This window comes from Chryseobacterium sp. ON_d1, from assembly GCF_006829085.1.
Lineage (GTDB): Bacteria > Bacteroidota > Bacteroidia > Flavobacteriales > Weeksellaceae > Chryseobacterium.
The window spans coordinates 254,159-272,955 of record NZ_BJTC01000005.1 but is presented as its reverse complement, the minus strand read 5'-3'; the positions used below and the strand labels follow the sequence as shown (position 1 = coordinate 272,955).

The 18,797-nt window shown below is 38.0% G+C and carries 12 protein-coding genes; 6 read left to right on the top strand and 6 right to left on the bottom strand.

Annotation, left to right across the window (positions count from 1 at the left end):
- Nucleotides 1–35 precede the first annotated feature (35 nt).
- Both CRS_RS10140 and CRS_RS10135 read right to left on the bottom strand, forming a co-directional pair.
- On the bottom strand, nucleotides 36–1,988 hold the full coding sequence (locus tag CRS_RS10140) for a M4 family metallopeptidase (protein WP_142723912.1): 1,953 nt from the start codon (nucleotides 1,986–1,988) through the stop codon (nucleotides 36–38).
- Nucleotides 1,989–2,346: 358 nt separating this feature from the next.
- Nucleotides 2,347–3,567, bottom strand: coding sequence for a DUF5103 domain-containing protein (locus tag CRS_RS10135; protein WP_142723911.1), 1,221 nt, complete (start codon nucleotides 3,565–3,567; stop codon nucleotides 2,347–2,349).
- Between the two features lie 70 nt (nucleotides 3,568–3,637).
- Here CRS_RS10135 and CRS_RS10130 point away from each other — a divergent pair, with 70 nt between their 5' ends.
- A complete protein-coding gene (locus CRS_RS10130; RefSeq protein WP_142723999.1) occupies nucleotides 3,638–4,276 on the top strand; it encodes an MBL fold metallo-hydrolase in 639 nt (212 codons plus the stop codon).
- Between the two features lie 139 nt (nucleotides 4,277–4,415).
- Here the strand turns inward: CRS_RS10130 and CRS_RS10125 are convergent, their stop codons facing one another.
- From CRS_RS10125 to CRS_RS10115, 3 genes are read right to left on the bottom strand one after another with little or no spacing between them, the layout of a single operon-like run.
- Nucleotides 4,416–6,857: a TonB-dependent receptor gene (locus CRS_RS10125; protein WP_142723910.1), complete on the bottom strand. Its 2,442-nt coding sequence runs from the start codon at nucleotides 6,855–6,857 to the stop codon at nucleotides 4,416–4,418.
- 23 nt (nucleotides 6,858–6,880) lie between these two features.
- The gene (locus tag CRS_RS10120) at nucleotides 6,881–8,362 is read right to left on the bottom strand and encodes a trehalase family glycosidase (protein WP_142723909.1); all 1,482 of its coding nucleotides are present in this window, start codon (nucleotides 8,360–8,362) and stop codon (nucleotides 6,881–6,883) included.
- Nucleotides 8,363–8,364: 2 nt separating this feature from the next.
- A complete protein-coding gene (locus tag CRS_RS10115) occupies nucleotides 8,365–9,594 on the bottom strand; it encodes a sugar MFS transporter (RefSeq protein ID WP_142723908.1) in 1,230 nt (409 codons plus the stop codon).
- Nucleotides 9,595–9,717: 123 nt separating this feature from the next.
- Here CRS_RS10115 and CRS_RS10110 point away from each other — a divergent pair, with 123 nt between their 5' ends.
- Nucleotides 9,718–10,623 carry an AraC family transcriptional regulator gene (locus CRS_RS10110; RefSeq protein ID WP_142723907.1) on the top strand — a complete coding sequence of 302 codons (906 nt, stop codon included), beginning with the start codon at nucleotides 9,718–9,720 and terminating at the stop codon, nucleotides 10,621–10,623.
- Nucleotides 10,624–10,928: 305 nt separating this feature from the next.
- On the opposite strand, the gene CRS_RS10105 is transcribed toward CRS_RS10110, so the two are convergent.
- A complete protein-coding gene (locus tag CRS_RS10105) occupies nucleotides 10,929–11,483 on the bottom strand; it encodes a thioredoxin family protein (protein WP_142723906.1) in 555 nt (184 codons plus the stop codon).
- Between the two features lie 316 nt (nucleotides 11,484–11,799).
- Between CRS_RS10105 and CRS_RS10100 the strand changes: the two genes are divergently transcribed.
- The 4 genes from CRS_RS10100 (at nucleotide 11,800) to CRS_RS10085 (ending at nucleotide 18,725) form a co-directional block, all read left to right on the top strand.
- Nucleotides 11,800–12,396: a TetR/AcrR family transcriptional regulator gene (locus tag CRS_RS10100; RefSeq protein WP_034694942.1), complete on the top strand. Its 597-nt coding sequence runs from the start codon at nucleotides 11,800–11,802 to the stop codon at nucleotides 12,394–12,396.
- A gap of 363 nt (nucleotides 12,397–12,759) precedes the next feature.
- Entirely contained in the window at nucleotides 12,760–13,920 is a 1,161-nt protein-coding gene (locus tag CRS_RS10095) for an efflux RND transporter periplasmic adaptor subunit (protein ID WP_142723905.1), read from the top strand.
- 40 nt (nucleotides 13,921–13,960) lie between these two features.
- Nucleotides 13,961–17,143, top strand: a complete 3,183-nt coding sequence (locus CRS_RS10090; protein ID WP_142723904.1) for an efflux RND transporter permease subunit — start codon at nucleotides 13,961–13,963, stop codon at nucleotides 17,141–17,143.
- 169 nt (nucleotides 17,144–17,312) lie between these two features.
- Nucleotides 17,313–18,725 (top strand): efflux transporter outer membrane subunit, encoded by a 1,413-nt coding sequence (locus CRS_RS10085; protein WP_142723903.1) that lies wholly within the window; start codon nucleotides 17,313–17,315, stop codon nucleotides 18,723–18,725.
- Nucleotides 18,726–18,797 lie beyond the last annotated feature (72 nt).

Below are 18,797 nucleotides of genomic sequence, written 5' to 3'. Positions count from 1 at the left end.
TGTGGCCTTTTGTGAATATATTAAAAAATTTGGTGCTACTTTTTAATAAGGTTTCCTGCTTTCTGTCCGTTTACCATAACAATGTATACTCCCGGAAGAATATTGGAAGGAAGCTGAATATTAAGTTTATTTACTCCATCAGTAATTTCAACTTTTTCAGATATCTCTTTTTTACCTGTCAGGCTTACCAGTTCTACAATTCCTTTTCCGGCTTTACCTTCAAAGTTTACGGTGAATCTGTCGGTTGCAGGATTTGGGCTTATAGTATAAAGCGGAGTATCTGCAGCTGCCACTTTTCCTGCAGCTGATGTTCCCCCTCCTACACCTACTGCATTCCATGCATTGGTAACCTGAGTTACTTCATTACTGCCGGCACCATACAGATCTGCGGCTGCCTGAAGAGAGTAGGTTCTTGCATTGGCATAATTGGATGAAGAGGTCAGATAAGTCGTTAATGTTCTGTAAGCGATAGCCCCTGCTTTATCCAGTCCGATTCCGGAAACATTATAAGCAAATCCTTTATCATTTGTACCAGACCCTCCGGTTACTAACAAATAATACCAGAAATTAAGTACTCCTGAGTTGGTATGTACCCCACAATAATCATTAGACTGGCTTGGAGTAGAACATCCTGAGGTGGTAGTGGTTTTCCAATAGGTTCCCATATAAGTATCAGGCTGGCTGTAATCATTTGGGTTAGCCATATTTCTGATCACATAGTTGAAATCTTCTCCAAGAGTCCAGCTTGCCTGTGTAGGTCTTGCCCAACGCTCAATCGTATTTCCGAAGATATCTGAGAACCCTTCATTTAAAGCTCCGGATTCTCTCTGATAAGCAAGATTAGCCGTTTTAGAAGTTAGACCGTGTGTGATTTCATGACCGCAAACATCTATTGCTGTTAAAGGTTTTCCTCCGTTTGTTGTAGAGCTGCCATCTCCATAAGTCATTCTGGAACCATCCCAAAATGCATTAAAGTAATTGGTAGAATAATGAACATAAGATTTAATAGCGAAATTATTATTATCAATACTCTTACGTCCATATTTTGTATAAAAATAATCTACTGTCATTTCAGCTCCCCAATGAGCATCAGTAGCATATTGATCTTTATTGGTATTGACATTATTCCAGTTATTATCTGTATCTGTAAAATCTACAGCAGAAGCATAGCTGGTTCCTTTTTTAAGATTATAAGTTTCCACAGCTGTTCCTCCATTTCTTCCTGTTTCTCTTAGACGGTAGCTTCCATTATAGGAATCTGCTGTTATATTACGGGTTCCGCTGTATGCTGTAACAGCCGTTCCCGGACTGTTTACTTCGTGGATAATAGCATCTACCCCTAACACCTGTCCATTTTTAGCATCTACAAACACATATTGTCTGCTTAAAGGCTTTTCAGCATAAATATCAAATTTATACGCCAGCCTTAAATCATTCAGTCTATCATCGTCAGGGTCGGAATAATATACTAATTCACCTTTGGGTTCAAAACTTGCATGGGGATCGGCAGATTCTTTTTTTAGGAAATCCTCCTCTTCTTTATTTTGCCACTTGTATACCTGTGCACCTACAAAAGATAAAGCACTCTGCAAAGCTGCATTTTCAGAAATATTGGCCTTTCTGCTCATTTGTTTTGGAGCCTGCAGAACCCATTTACCGGTTTGCCCTACAATTTTGCCGTCTTTTGTCTGTACAGCCATCATTCCATATTCTACAGGAATATCATTGATGGTCTGCTGAAATCTATGGGTTTCGAATCCTAATGCATCTTTTTCTAATCCCAGCTTACGTCCCTGGCCTTGAGTAAGTCTTTGTGATGCTTCGTCAAATAAAACAGGGCTACCCTGGAATGCAGGTTCATTTTTTTCGAATCTCATAAACTCTGCATGTAATCCGCTTTTACCCGGAACTAATTTTGATGGTGTGTTTTGTCCAAAGACAAAAGAGCAGGCAGCAACGCTTGCCACTAAGATAAATTTCGTTTTCATATTAATATTGGTTGATTGTGCTGACGAATTTATAAACTTTTCACAATAAAACGATATAAAATATGATAAAAATTCAATTGATATTATAAATCAATAAAGAAAACACAATGATGATTTTAAAACAAAGAAAATTATTTAAATATAATTTTTCAGCAATGCGAATTTTATGTTAAAATATTTAATTAAAATCAAAATTTTGTGAATTATTTTTTTTCACTATGTTGTGCATTATAATTGAAGAAATAGGGTCAATTTGGTTGGGAAAATATTCTTTTAGTATGTAAAAAAAAAGAACTGCCTCAAAAGACAGTTCTTTTTATATATAAAATTTTATGTGGCAATTAATAATTACTGATTATTAGCGTTTATTCGCAATTGGGGTTCTGAATTCCCCATATCCCATCAGGCCATCATAGTTCCTTCCGAAAGGCGCATAATACAGGAATGCCTGATACAGGTTTTCTGTCTGCCAGAAGTTTCCGTTGATCTCACCAAAATTAAGAGGACCGTTTCCCTCTTTTGTAGCCAAAAGATAATTATAGAACCCTTGTTTCAGAAATATTTTAGCTACATATTGCTTTGTAGCCGGATCGTATTGCATCTGGTTTTCTTTACCTGGTTTAAAATTATTAAACCCACCCAAAACATAAATCTCTTTATCCACAGGATCTGAATCCAGATAGAAATGTACCCAGGAATAATCAGCCTCTCTTTCCGCATCTCTCTCTCTTCCCAAATCATTTCTTCTGTAATACCATGCTCCATTGACATCCGGCTGATATTGATAATTTAAAGGAAACGCCCATACAGGATGCAGATATGTCTGGTTGACATCATCTTTTATCTCAGTAGCACGTACCATATCCGCTGCCATATTCATATTTTTATTATCAAAATAATAAAACTCATTATCTCCAGGAAAAGTAAGATTCATCTGCTGAAAAAGCACCTGATTTCCTAAAACACTGCTAGGCTTAAGGTTGGAAAGCACCATATTCGGATTATTGTTCTGCATCACATTCAGGGTGATTGAATTGACATTGGAAGAAATATCTCCTCCTTTTGGAGAAACATTCACTTCCACCCTCTGATTAAGACTGGGATTTTTTGCATCCGCAAATCTCGAAATATTTAAACCAACAGATGTCACATCTTCTACCAGATAAAATCTTTTTTTGAAAAGTGGCTGGTCTGCAGAATCTTTATAAACAATCAGCTCATAATTTCCTGAAACCTTAAGCTGAATTTTATCATTCGGAAAAACCAGTTTATAGTGGGTATACGCCTGTAATGTATTGAAAGAATACTGAAACTGATCCAGAAGAGCATTCATACTTCCGGTAGCAAATTCTGTAAAAAACAGATTATCTTCATTCCAGTTTCTGTCATAATGTTTGAATGTGTATCTATAGATCTGACTGCCGTTGGTAAGATCATCAAAGCCCAGCACCAACTGTTCACCTATCCTAATTACCGGGGTTTCGTCATTGGTCTGAGGATTGAACAGCTGAACACTTTGGATATTTTGTCCAAAAACCAGTCCGCTCAAAGAAAGTAAGAGTATTCGCAAAGTTTTCATTATGACGAAGATAACGAAAAATAGCCATTTTCTTAATAATATCGTATTTTTGGATAAAAAATATTCAGATATGCTTCAGATTCAAGGTTTCGTATTCAACTTTGCCAGCGAAAATACTTACATTATCTATAACGAAAATAAACATGCCTGGTTAATTGATCCGGGAAATATGAATGCCCAGGAGACTCAGGTTATTCATAATTTTATTACAGAAAAAGGGCTGAAGATTCAGAAAATCCTTTTGACACATGCTCACATTGATCATGTAATTGGGCTTCAATGGGCTTTTGATATCTTCAAAGTACCGGTTTATATGCATCAGGAAGATCAGGAAGTACTGGATATGCTTCAGGCGAGTGGTGTGAGATTCGGGATGCAGATAGATCCTGTAAAAGTAGATATCGAATATGTAAAGGAAGGTGACGAGCTTGATCTGGATGGTGAAAAGTTTAAAATTTATCATGTTCCAGGACATTCTCCGGGAAGTGTTGTTTATCACAATGAAAACCAGAAATTCATGATTTCAGGTGATGTACTTTTTGAAGGCAGCATCGGAAGAACAGATTTATATAAGGGCAATTATGATCAGCTGATTGAGGGAATCAAATCCAAACTTTTCATTTTACATGATGACACACAGGTTTTTTCAGGACATGGGAATCCTACTTCAATTGGGTTTGAAAAACAGTACAATCCATTTTTTAAGTAAGAGAGATTGAGAGTCAGAGGGATTGTAAGTTCTGTAAATGTATGGAATCCAACTTGGGTCTGACACTAAATATAAGAGAACATAAAAACACAAAACCGTCAGAAAATTTCTGACGGTTTATTTTATAAAGAAACAGAATTTAGAAGTCCAATGTAATTGAAGCTCTGGCAGCAGCTCCCATAATAGGTCTGGCCATTCTGATATTTCCTACAACAGATGATGATCTTGGGTCTCCCTCTGTGATTCCTATTGTATTAAATATATTGGTTCCGTCCACAGCAAAGCGTATTTTTCCCAGCTGATAAGACATACCTGCCCCAAATTCAGTAAATGACGGAAGAATATTATCTTCAGTATTCCCTTCATTCTGGAAACGTTTGCCATAATAGTTCATACTTACATAAGCTCTCCATTCTTTTGTAATGTTGACAGCCGGAGAGATATTGAAATAAAACTTCGGCATTCGTCTTACCACATTCCCGTCATAATCAAACGTAGAGCCATCTGCATTTCTTCCTCTGAAGTCTTTATATTTCGGGTTCTGAATGGTTCCGTTAAAAGTAACTTCCAGGATATTATTGAATAATCTTGTATATCCTTCAATTTCCGCCCCAAGGTTGGTCGTATTGGCAAATTTATTCTCGGAAGTTCCATCAGAGAAAACATCTGTAAATGAAAGATTCTTAAGAGTTGAATAAAATGGAATCACTGCAACATCAAACGTTCTGGAATAATATTTATATCCTATTTCCAGCTGATTCGTCAATACAGGCTTGATCTGGCTCAGATCTGCCATATTATTGTAATATGCTTCTTCATTCGGAGATCTGAATCCATTGGAAAAACGGGCATATACTGCATTCTCACGATTGATTTTATAGTTTGTTGCCAACGTAAAAGAAACTTTGTTGATGTCATAATACCAATAGGTATATTTATTGCCTAATACAGACATTTTATCATCAGCTGTCGTAGTGGCAAAGCCATGGGTACCATCAACCGTTAATCCTGAATTATTAAGATTGGCTGTTGTGGTATTGACTCCATATCCTTTATAATAATCACGGCTGTAACGGATTCCTCCGTTGAAGCTCCATGCATCAGTAATATTATAATCCAGATTCATATACACATCATTAAGGCTACCCTGAATTTGTGAATCCCTGATCAGAAAAGACATGCTTGTCACTCCGTTATAGGTTTTTGAGTATCCGGTATCAGCCGGAGACAGAGAAGTATCTACAAGATTTAATAACTGAGGTCTGTCTGTAGCTGTTGTTAAAATATTACTCCAGTTCCAGTACTGATGAGATTTCCAGTTTGATTTATAAAAACCTGCGGTTACATTTCCTTTATTAAATTTATAATTGAACTGCAAATCATTCACAAAATTATTCATCTGTTTATCAATAGCCCAGAATCCCAGCTCCTGTACAAATTGAGGATTAACAGTCCCACCGCCGCTTACTAATGAATATTGATAATTACTTCCTGAAATCCCACTTTTTTTAGCAAAATCTGCTGCTGTGTACGGAGCTCCTGCCGGGAAAATCCCCGTATAGTTCATATTGATGTTGGTATACCTGGTTTTATTTAAAACACTGAAATTGTGTCCAAGATCGTATTTAAACTCAGCTCCCAATACATCTACCTTCGGATGAATTCCATTTTCCAGATCTCTGCTGAAAAAACCTCCGCCAGCCTGCGGAATGTTCAGCTGACTGATTCCTCTGTAACTGTAAGTTCCATAATTAGGATCAAAATCCTGGAATCCTTTCAGTTTATTTCCATCCTGTACCAAAGGGATCGGTAAATAGAATGTATTCCTGTCATCCAGTTTTTTGTAATATACTTTTACGTAGCCTTTATCAAAGACGTATTTCAGATTCATTCTGATCTGCCCTCCATTATTGGCTTTGAAACCTGTTTTTCTGATCCCGTCATCTGTTCTGTAAAAACCTCCTACATTGAAAAACAATTTATCCTGAACCAATGCTCCTCCCAGATTGACATCTGTACGCATTAATCCGTAGGTACTGGTTTCCAGTTTTGCAGTTCCTTTAAAATCATTGGAACCTTCTTTTGTAATAAAGTTGATCAGGCCACCGGGAGAATTATTGGCATAAATAGAACCTGAGCCTCCTCTCAAAGCTTCCAGACGGCTTACCGAATTATCTACCCTGAAAAAATTATCTGCATTGGCAAACTGAAGGGCTCCGTCTTCAAAAACCGGAAGACCATCTTCCTGCACCTGTACAAATTCATAGGCTCCTGCCGAAGGAATCCCTCTTGCAAAAAGGTTATTTCCTACTTCGCCTCCCGAAGTTTCCACGGCAAATCCCGGGACTCTCTGCAATAAAGCAGCCGCACTGATCGGGTTCTGCTTCTGAATCTCTTTGGCACTGAATGTCGAAATTGCTGTACTGGACTCTATTTTTTTCTTTGGATTTGAGTTTCCTGTGATAACAATCTGATCGATGGAAGAAACTTTTGCAGAATCCTGCGGTGTTTCCTGGGCATAAGCATTATTAAAATATAACGTAGCTGTTGCGGCGATTAAAAATATTGATTTTTTTTTCATAGCCTTATCTTTTATAGTTAGTTTCAGTTTTGTTGTAATTGTAAATACACGCCATTCGTCCAGCCGAATCCATCCTGATTGGGGTATTCCCCGCCGCCTGCTATTGTTTCTGTGTCTAATGCATTGTATTTTTCCATCAGTTTTCCGGTGTTTTTGTAAACCCTTTCTACATTGGAACACCAGTTGTTTTTTATCTTCTCAGCCAGTTCATCAAAGCCATAATTTTTCATTGCTTTGAAGCCCAACCACTGATAGGGAGCCCATGCATTGGGAAGGTCCCACTGCTGGCCTGAGTTTTTAGTGGTTGTCACAAGTCCTCCCTGATATAAGAACTTTTCTGTAATAGTTTTAGCAACAGCTTCTGCCTGTTCCTGGTCTGCAATCCCAAGGAATAAGGGGTAAAGAGCAGCAATATGTTCAGACGGTGTTTTTGTGTTTTTTTTAGTGTGATAATCTTTATAATTGTTAGTATTTCCATCCCAGAAATATTTATTGATCATCTGTCTTCGGCTTGCTGCTCTTTCAGTAAAATAATTTTCTTTTTCTGTCAGACCCTGAAGCGATGAAGATTTTGCCAATGTCATTTCCAGATGCCATAAAAGGCAGTTCAGATCAACCTGTGCAAGATTCAGCGTTTCTATCGTCTGTATATGTTCTCCGTCTGCAAACCATCTGCTGGAAAAATCCCAGCCTGACTCACAGGCACTTCTTATATTTCTGTAAAATTCATCTCCTGTAGTTTTTTCATGATCTTCAATATCGATCAGGTAGCTTTCAGGACGTGGCGCATTCTCTGCATCATAATACCGGTTAAGAATATCACCTTCTGCAGTTCTGACTACTCTTTTTACGCTTGAATTGTTCTCCAGCCATTCTTCACCATCCATCCAGAATGCATATTCTTTCTCCAAAGTTGCATAGTACTGCGAATAGATTCCTTTGTCATGATTGGTTTCAAAAAGGAGATCCAGCATTAATGAAAAATAAGGAGGCTGCGATCTGCTCAGGAAATGAGTTCTGCTCGCATTGGGAACAAATCCTACGTTCTGAATAAGGTAAGAACAGTTCTCAATAATATTTTCCATCATTTCCACTCTTCCGGAAGCTTTTAATCCAAGCATAATAAAATAACTGTCCCAATAGAAAAACTCATTAAAACGGCCACCCGGAACAATATAAGGTTTTGGCAGTTTTAAAAGGGTTCCTTTTTCTTCATAGGCTGTACGGGTCAATTCATCCCACAGCTTTTCAATGTGTTCCTTAATCGGAAGATGATCTTCCCTCTGAACAGAAACTCTGGCTCCTAAAAAATCAAAGTGGGCCATCACAAAATCTTTCAGATCAAAATCAGGAGAGTCTTTCATCTTTTCATACTCTTCATTGATCTTCACAATCGGAAACAGAGGAACTGCATCCGTCATCATTTTCTGATCTTCAAAAATTTCAGATCGCTGTACATCATCAAAAAGACTTTGAATTTCGTTTATATAAAGCTGATTACTCATTGTTATTTTTTAGGGTTAATTTTTAATTTATTCATGAAAACTGCTGAAGTGATCAGTAATGAAAGTGGAATCAAAGACAGATAAAATGCCTGCTGCCCACTGAATTCCTGAAACACAAAACCGGTAATGATAGAACCTATAGTTCCTCCGATGGCCGAGAACACCACAATTAATCCTGACATTGCACTGTGCAAATATTTCGGGATTGATGCCAGGATCACAGAGTTAATACTCGGATAAATAGGTGCCAGCAAGCCTCCCATCAAAGGAAATAAATACACCACCAAAGGAGCATTCAGCCAGTTTGTTTGAGTATCAATATGGATATTGTGAGTCAATGGTAAAACCAACAGTAAGCTAATTGCAAAACCTATCACACAAAAAGAAACCACATAGATCCAGCTGAATTTCTTTGAAAAAAATCCCGACAGGAATCTTCCTAAGGCAAAAGCACCTGCCAAAACCGCTCCCGCCTGGATACTCATGGATGTCGGTACTTTTAAAATTTCTTTATAAAAAGTGGGAGTCCAGGTCTGAAAGCTTTGTTCTACCAGCACAAAAAGGAAAGCACTTAATAAAAAGCATAACACTTTTTTGTAACTGAACAAACTTGCGCTGTTCTTTAGATCTCCCAGTAGATCTGTTTTCTCATTTTTAGCTTCTTTCTCATTCAGTTTCGAAAAGAAAAGAAATAAAAAAGACATGCTTGAAAGTCCTCCAAGAACCCAATACACATTCAGCCATTCTGTAGATTGTGGATTGTGATCATCAATATACAAACTGAACAGAACATTTCCAGCCAATACTCCAATCATGAAAAACCCTTCCAGAAATCCCATAAAACTGGAATGCTCCTTATCTGTTTCTGTCACCAGTCCAATAGAAGTAAATACTGATATTTTGATTAGCGCAAAAGAGACTCCTACCGTAGCAAACAATATTTTAAAAACCCAAAAAGCATTGGTAAACGGCATCACAAAACACATACAACTTACCAGCAACAAAGCAGTCAGCATGGATTTCTTTATTCCTATTCTGGGCAGAAATGAAGCGAGAACAAATGAACATATGGCGATCGGAAGATCTTTAAAACCTTCCAAAACACTGGCCGAAGATTTTGAAATCCCAAAATTCTGCTGTACCTGCAGGATGACTGTTCCCACAGAATTCAGGAGAATCGCGAAGACAAAATAATTTAAAAATAAAACGGCCTTGATGTTAATATTTTTCATTCAGGTTATTTCTTGCTGGCTAAGATAGAAGCATTTGTGTTAACGATAATTTAACACAGTAAATGAATATTTGAACTATATTAATATAATTCGTATTTTTAATAAATAAATATGATTAATTAAATGAAAGTTACTTTTGAAAGAGTGATTCCCAATGAAAAGAGCTCATTTCGCACTATTCATAACAACTCTCCTATCTCAGAATTCAAATGGGAATATCATTACCATCCAGAAATTGAACTGGTATGTGTCATTTCGGGGAATGGAACCCGCCATGTCGGCTATCATAAAAGTAACTACACGAATGGTGATCTTGTATTGATCGGATCTAATATTCCCCACTCCGGATTTGGACTGAATTCTATTGATCCACATGAAGAAATTGTGCTTCAGTTTAAGGAAGAGATCCTTCAGTTTCCCCAGCAGGAAGTAGAAGCCAGATCCATCAAAAACCTGTTGGAACTTTCAAAATACGGAATCCATTTTCATCATAGAGTAAAAAAACTGATGCTTCCCAAACTGAGGCTCATGCTTGAATCGGAAGGTTATAAACGATATTTACTGCTTCTGGAAATTCTTTTTGAACTGTCAAAGTGTGAAGATTATGATATACTGAACAAAGAAATCATGCCTTATACCATTATCTCTAAAAATAAAACCCGTCTTGAGAATATCTTCACATTTGTGGAGCATCATTACGATAAGGAAATTGATATTGAGGAAGTAGCAAAACTCGCTAATCTCACGTTGCCTGCTTTCTGTAATTTCTTCAAAAAAGCGACTCAGATTACTTTCACAGAATTTGTCAACAGATATAGAATCAATAAGGCCTGCTTGCTGATGGCACAGGACAGGTCTATTTCAGAATGCAGCTATCAATGCGGTTTTAATAATGTGACCTATTTTAACAGGATGTTTAAAAAATACACTGGTAAAACTCCTTCAGAGTTTATCAAAAATTTTTCTCACAATAAGGTGAATGTGGATTTGAAGGTTGAAAAAGAGGTCAAAGCCAAAGTAAGTTTTTAATAATTTGTTTGGTTCTTGTCAACAATTCGTGTGGCTATTCTAAACGCTTTGTTTGTTCATTCCTTAGGAATCCAGATTTACTTATAGAATTCTTGCATAAGATTACAATAAAAGAATACAAGCTTTGTCGAGACTCCTGCGGAGTGACAAACTGGATGGAGAAGTTTAGCTCTGCATTATCAACTGAATCCGTGAGAGAAAAACCCAACTTATTAATCAACAAGAAACAAAAAAGCCACTCCAAAAAGAGCAGCCTGTATTATAATGAGTAAAAACCAGTAGCTAAATAAACCAGCAACCAGTAATTATTTCCATTTAATGTTACATCCCATACTTGGTCTCTGAATTTCTTCCTGTGGCTCTCCGGCTAAAAGATTTTCAAAAGCGATAATCAGATCTTCTCCGGTTACATCTTTATTATTTCCCGGTCTTGAATCATCCATCTGGCCTCTGTAAATCAAATCCAGCTTATCATCAAAAAAATAAAAATCCGGTGTACAGGCAGCATCATAAGCTTTAGCTACCGCCTGGCTTTCATCGAATAAATAAGGGAAATCGAACCTTCTTTCAATCTGGAACTCAATCATTTTTTCCGGAGAGTCTGCCGGATATTTTTCAATATCATTCGAATTGATCGCAATGAATTCAATTCCTCGTTCATTATAATCTTCATATAATTCATTGATCTTATCGATCACATGAAGAACAAACGGACAGTGGTTACACATAAAAATCACCAATGTTCCTTTTTCTCCTTTCAGCTCTTCCAAAGACTGAAGTTCATTTGTTTTTGACGGGTTAGGAAGTTCAAAAAACGGTGCTTTCGTTCCTAATGCCAGCATATTTGATGGAGTATTCATATCCTTTTTTCTTTACAGGCAAAGATAATTATTTCTTTTATTAATTGTGCTGGGTTCTGAAAACAGACATTTTATTTTTGTAAGGCAAGGAAGCTGGAAGCTAGAGGAAGGAACGTTTTAGCCCTCAAAAATAGTTATAGTTAAATTCTATTAATGGTATTTTTTTAATTTAATTAACCTCCAGCTCCCATTTTTCCAGCTTCCAGCCTTTAATTAATTTTCTTTAAAAAGTAGGTGAACCCATAAAACTCACAATATCCCTTGGAAGTTATAATAAAAAGTTTGTAGTTTTGCTAACGCTGTTAGTAAAAAATATATGGGCCTACATGAACGTCGTCAAAGAGAAAAAGAATCCATCCGTGCAAATATTTTGCAGGCTGCCTTCACTTTGGCAAAAACAGAAGGCTGGGGTTCACTTTCTATGCGTAAGATAGCTGATGCTATTGAGTATAGTGCCCCTGTTGTATATGATTACTTTGAAAATAAAGAAGCTATTCTATTCGAAATTTCTTTAGATGGCTTTCATAAGTTACACATAGAATTATTAAAAGCTCAGCAGAAGCACGATACTCCGGAAGAGCAGCTTGTTGCCATTGTGGATGCATACTGGAACTTTGCCTTTAAAAATAAGGAATATTACCAGCTTATGTTTGGTCTTGGGATGCAATGCTGCGGAAAAGGGCAGATGAAAAAGGAGTTTTCGTCATTCCAGGAACTTATTTATGAGTGTACCTATGAGATTATTAAGAAAAACGGATCCAACCCGGACAATGCATGCCATATGTCTCACGCTCTGTTTTCTGCCGTTCACGGAATGATCTCTATAATGATGATGCGTACTGCTGATATTCCTTCAACGATGAATAAAACGACTTTGGACGAAACTGTTTCAGCTTTTATTAAGTCTTTGTAAATTTTTTTTGAATTAAAAATTAACACTGTTAGGAAATTTAACATCGGATTAATCTAAGCTATTCTGTTATTCCTAATATAAAAAATAAAATTATTATGAAGCAATTCATAACATTTAGCTGTTAAAATTAATCATTTTTTGCTTACAAATTAACGCTGTTAGAAAAATTAACATACATACACCTCATCTTATATATAAAGCAACATTAAAAAAAAAATCAACTATGGAAATTATTGACCTAATTGCACATTAAAAGTTCTGTAATTTTTTTTGAACGAATTATTAACACCGTTAGGAAAAAATACAGCATTTATTTAAAACACTTTACTTACCTCTAACACTTCATTAAAAAATTAAACCAAAATGAAAATACCTGGAAAAACAAGGTTTATTGTACTTATTGCAAGTATAATTCTTTTACAGAGCTGCACGAAAGCCGCAGAAGGATCCAATGCCGCACCTCCAGCTCCAGAACTTCCGGTTTATACCGTTATTACATCGCCAGCTACTACATATCAGGAATTCCCAACCGCTCTGGAAGGAAAAAACAACGTAGAAATCAGATCTCAGGTAGATGGTTACCTTGATAGAATTTATGTAGAAGAAGGCTCATACGTAAGAGCCGGACAGCCATTATTTAAAATAGATTCCCGAAGCTATGGTGAACAGATGAATATGGCACAGGCTAATCTGCAGGCAGCAAATGCCAATATACAGAAAGCAAAAGTGGAAGTAGATAGACTCCAGCCGCTGGTTGCTGCAAAAGTGGTTTCTGATGTACAGCTTAAAACTGCAAAAGCCAATTATGAAGCTGCCGTTGCTGCCGCTGCACAAGCCAGAGCCTCTGTAGGGAACGCCAGAATTAATGTAGGTTTTACAACCATTACAGCTCCTGTAAGTGGTTATATCGGAAGAATCCCTTATAAAAAAGGAAGTCTGATCTCCAGAACAGATGCCAATCCATTGACACTACTATCTGACATCAGTGAAATATATGCCTATTTCTCTTTAAGTGAACTTGACTTTATTGCTTTCCAGAATAAATATCCGGGAGCCACTTTGGAAGAAAAGCTGAAAAATATGCCAATGGTGGAACTGGTGATCGCTGATAACAGCACTTATCCTGAAAAAGGAAAACTCAGCATTGTAGACGGACAGTTTGACAAAACTACAGGAGCCATCAGTGTTCGTGCTGTATTTCCTAATGCCAACGGAACTTTAAGAACCGGAAATACAGGAAGAGTGCGTATGCCTCAATTGATTTCCAATGCTGTCGTAATTCCGCAGGAATCTACTTTCGAAATCCAGGATAAAACTTATGTCTATGTAATGGGTAAAGACCAGAAAGTAACCGGAAGACCGATCAAAATATCAGGAAAAACGGATAGCTATTATTTTATTTCTGAAGGGCTTGCTCCTGGAGAAAAAATAGTTTACACAGGAATTGGAAACTTAAAAGACGGTGCTTCTATCAAGCCGAAAAATATTTCTTCTGACAGCTTATTAAAAGCAAAACCATTATAATCCTTTCCGAATACAGAAGGCTTAAAAAAATAAACTTCTTATGTTAAAACAATTTATAGAAAGACCGGTCCTTTCAACGGTCATCTCCATAATACTCTTATTATTGGGAGCTTTGTCTCTCTTTAATTTACCGATTGCCCTCTTCCCGGACATCGCTCCACCGAGCGTTCAGGTAACGGCATTCTACCCTGGAGCTAATGCTGAGGTTGTAGCCCGTTCGGTTGCCACACCTATTGAGGAAGCAGTAAACGGAGTTGAGAACATGACTTATATGACCTCCAACTCCAGTAACGACGGAACCATGACCCTGAGCGTTTTCTTCAAACAAGGTGCTGATGCAGATAATGCCGCAGTAAACGTACAGAACCGTGTATCGAAGGCAATGAGCCAGCTGCCACAGGAAGTGGTACAGGCCGGGATTTCCACACAGAAAGTACAGAACAGTATGATCATGTTCATGGGGTTGACCAGTGAAGATGCTAAACAATATGATGAATTATTCCTTCAAAACTATCTGAAGATTAATGTTATTCCGCAGATACAGCGTATTCCGGGGGTAGCACAGGCTCAGGTATTCGGGACAAGGGATTATTCCATGAGAATCTGGCTGAAACCGGACAGACTGGCAGCTAACAATCTTTCGCCTCAGGAAGTTTTGGGAGCCATTAAAGATCACAACCTTGAAGCGGCTCCGGGCCGTCTTGGACAGGGAAGTAAGGAAACTTACGAATACATTCTTAAATATAAAGGAAAACTGAACAAAAATGAAGACTATGAAAACATCGCTATCAAAGCAAACAGTGATGGTTCTTTCCTAAGATTAAAAGATGTAGCACGAGTAGAATTTGGTTCTTACACCTACACTGCTACCAACAGAGTAGACGGAAAACCGGTTGCCGGATTTGCTATCCTACAGACAGCAGGTTCTAATGCCAACGAAATCCTTACGGAAATTGAAAAGCAGGTGAAAGTAATGGAAACTACTCTACCAAAAGGAGTAAAACCCATCATCATGTATAACTCCAAAGACTTTTTGGATGCTTCTATTCATCAGGTGGTCGAGACATTAGTAATTGCCTTCATTCTGGTATTTATCGTGGTATACATCTTCCTTCAGGATTTCAGATCTACGTTAATTCCTGCCATTGCGGTACCGGTTGCGATCATCGGAACGTTCTTCTTCCTGCAGTTATTTGGCTTCAGTATCAACATGCTAACGCTGTTTGCACTGGTTCTGGCCATTGGTATTGTAGTGGATGATGCGATTGTGGTGGTGGAAGCCGTCCATTCTAAAATGGAACAGACGGGAATGCCGGTAGAACATGCCACTATGAACTCAATGAGCGAAATTTCAGGAGCGATTATTTCCATTACACTGGTCATGTGTGCCGTGTTTATTCCGGTTGGTTTCATGCAGGGACCTGCGGGAGTTTTCTACAGACAGTTCGCTTTCACATTAGCTATTGCGATTTTAATTTCAGCAGTAAACGCATTGACATTAAGTCCGGCATTATGTGCAATGTTCCTGAATGATCCTCAGGGAGAACATGGGGAACATGGTCATAAAACAGGTTTTGGAGCAAGATTCTTCAATGCATTTAATGCAAGCTTCAACAGCATGACCAGAAAATATATCTACAGCCTTAAGTTTTTAATTAAAAATAAATGGGTGGCTATAGGAGGTCTTGTTCTTATTACAGCAGCAAGTGTCTTCCTGATCAAAAAAGCACCGTCAGGATTTATTCCTACTGAAGACCAGGGGTTTGTATTGTATGCAGTGAATACGCCTCCGGGAAGTTCATTGGAAAGAACACACAGAGCGACTGCACAAATTGATAAAATCATCAACAGTGAGAAAGCAACCAATCACCTTTGGGTAGCAGACGGAATGAACTTTATCAGTAATGCCAATGCCTCTCCATATTCTGCAGGTTTTATTAAGCTTAAAGATTATGACAAACGTGGCGAAATGAAGGATCCTGATCTAATTGCAGGAACTTTAACAGGAAAGGTAAGCCAGGTGAAAGATGCCAATGCTTTCTTCTTCAACTTCCCGACTGTACAAGGTTTCGGTAACGTTTCCGGATTTGAATTCATGCTTCAGGATAAAACGAACGGCTCTTTTGAACAATTAGGAACAACCACTCAGCAATTCATTGGTGAATTGATGAAACGTCCTGAAATTGCTTTCGCCTTCACTACTTATGCAGCAGGAAACCCACAGTATACTATTGATGTAGATACGGATAAAGCCAACCAGCTGGGAGTTTCCGTAACGGAATTGATGCAGACCATGCAGATTTATTTCGGAAGTAGCTTTGTATCGGATTTCAACAGATTCGGAAAATACTACAGAGTAATGGCACAGGCAGATATTCCTTACCGTACTGATGTTAACTCTCTGGAAGGAATTTATGTTAAAAATAAATCAGGTGAAATGGTTCCTGCAAAAACATTAGTAACGTTAAAAAGATCTTTCGGACCTGAAACAGTAACAAGAAATAACCTTTTCAACGCAGTAACAATCAACGGAACACCAAAACCTGGATACAGTACCGGAGATGCCATCAAAGCGGTAGAAGAAGTGGCTCAGCAATCACTTCCTAGAGGATATGGATATGAATGGACAGGGATTACCCGTGAGGAGATCAAAACAAGCGGACAGACTGCATTTATTTTCTTCTTAAGTATTCTGTTTGTGTATTTCCTGCTGGCAGCTCAGTATGAAAGTTATATCCTTCCTTTTGCTATTATTCTTACGATTCCAACAGGGATTTTCGGAGTATTTGCCTTCACAGGGTTAGCCGGAATCGATAACAACATTTACGTTCAGGTAGGATTGATCATGTTGGTAGGGCTATTGGCGAAAAATGCCATCCTTATTGTAGAGTTTGCCGTACAGAGAAGAAAAGCAGGAAAAACTTTGATTGAGTCTGCACTTCAGGCATCAAGATTACGTTTAAGACCAATCTTAATGACCTCTTTTGCCTTCATTGTGGGGATGCTTCCATTGGTATGGACACAAGGTGCCTCTTCAAAAGGTAACCACTCTATTGGATACAGTACTGTAGGAGGAATGCTTACAGGAGTAATATTCGGGATTTTTATTATTCCGGTAATGTATGTGATCTTCCAGTATCTGCATGAAAAAATGCCAAGCAGAAAACAGAAAAGACTGAAGAAAAAACAAATGGAGGAAGAACTTTTAGCTTCAGCTCATTAATAAAAATGAATAACAAAAACTTAGAGAAAATTTTAAGACAAAGGATTAACTATTCACCTGCCTGTTCTTAATGGTTTACAAAAGCTAACTATTTTCTCCTAACTAAAGACAATTTTGCATCCACAGAAACCTCTCTAAGTTTTTGTATTCAATTAAATGTTTAAAAACTATGAAACGAGTAAAAAATATTATTCTAACTTTTGCGCTGGCTATAGGCTCTGTATCATGTGTGTCCAAACTGGCATACACGGAGCCTGAACTGCCACTTCCGGAAAAGTTTCAGTATACTGCAACTGCCGACACTGCCAGCATCGCGAATCTGGAGTGGAAGCAGTTCTTCAGCGATCCTATTTTACAGGGATTGATTGAAAAAGGAATCAAAAATAATTATGACCTTCAGATTGCATTGAAGCAGGTTGCTGCTTCACAGGAAAAACTGAAACAGGCAAAATATATGCAATATCCGGATGTAGGTTTCGGAGTAAGCGGACAGATTTCAAGGCCTTCCAAAAACAGCATGAACGGGCAAAGCTTAAATTTATTTTTAGGTTCAAGCCATGTTGAAGACTATAACGCAGCCTTCAACCTTTCATGGGAAGCAGATATCTGGGGAAAAATCAAAAACCAGCAGGAAGTTTCAAGAATGCAGTACCTTCAGACTTATGAAGGTTCAAAAGCTGTACAAACTCAGGTAGTGGCAGCGATTGCCCAGGGATACTATAACCTCCTGATGCTTGACAGACAATTAGCCATTGCAAAATCCAATCTGGAACTGACTAGCAACACCTTACTGATGACACAAAAAATGTGGGAAAGTGGTGATAATACGTCTTTAGGAGTTCAGCAGGCCGCAGCACAGAAACAGGCAACAGAACTTCTGATTGCCCAATTGGAACAGAATATTGCCATCCAGGAAAATGCATTAAGTATTCTGGTTGGAGAACTGCCTAATAAAGTGAACAGAACGATTGAAATGTCTGACACATCTTTACCTCAGAATATCACTGCCGGACTTCCTGCAGCCATGGTAAGCAGAAGACCGGATGTCCGCCAGCAGGAATTGGTTTTGTTACAGTCCAATGCGATGGTGGGAATTGCTCAGGCCAATATGTATCCAGCATTAAAGATTACCGCTAACGGAGGAGTAAACTCCTTCAAATTTGATAACTGGTTTCAGATTCCGGCTTCATTATTCGGATCGGTTTTAGGAGGAATTACCCAGCCTATTTTTCAGAAAAGGCAATTAAAAACAGATCTGGAAGTAGCTAAAATTCAAAGAGAGAAAAATGTTCTTGCGTTCCGTCAATCTGTATTGAATGCGGTGGGTGAAGTTGCTGACGCTTTGGTTTCCAATGAGAATTTAAAAGTTCAGGAACAGAAAGCTACAGAGCAGGCCACTACACTGAAAGATGGAATTAAAAGTGCACAGCTTCTTTATAAAGGAGGTTCAGCCAATTACCTGGAAGTGATTACAGCACAGGGAAATTCCCTACAGGCAGAGTTGAACCTGGCTTCCATTAAGAGACAGAGATTAAGCAGCATTGTAGATCTATACAGAGCGCTGGGCGGCGGTTGGAAGTAGTAAATTAAATTATATTTGTTTTTAAGATGCGGTTCTTTTCAGGACCGCATTTTTCAATATAAAAATGCCTTA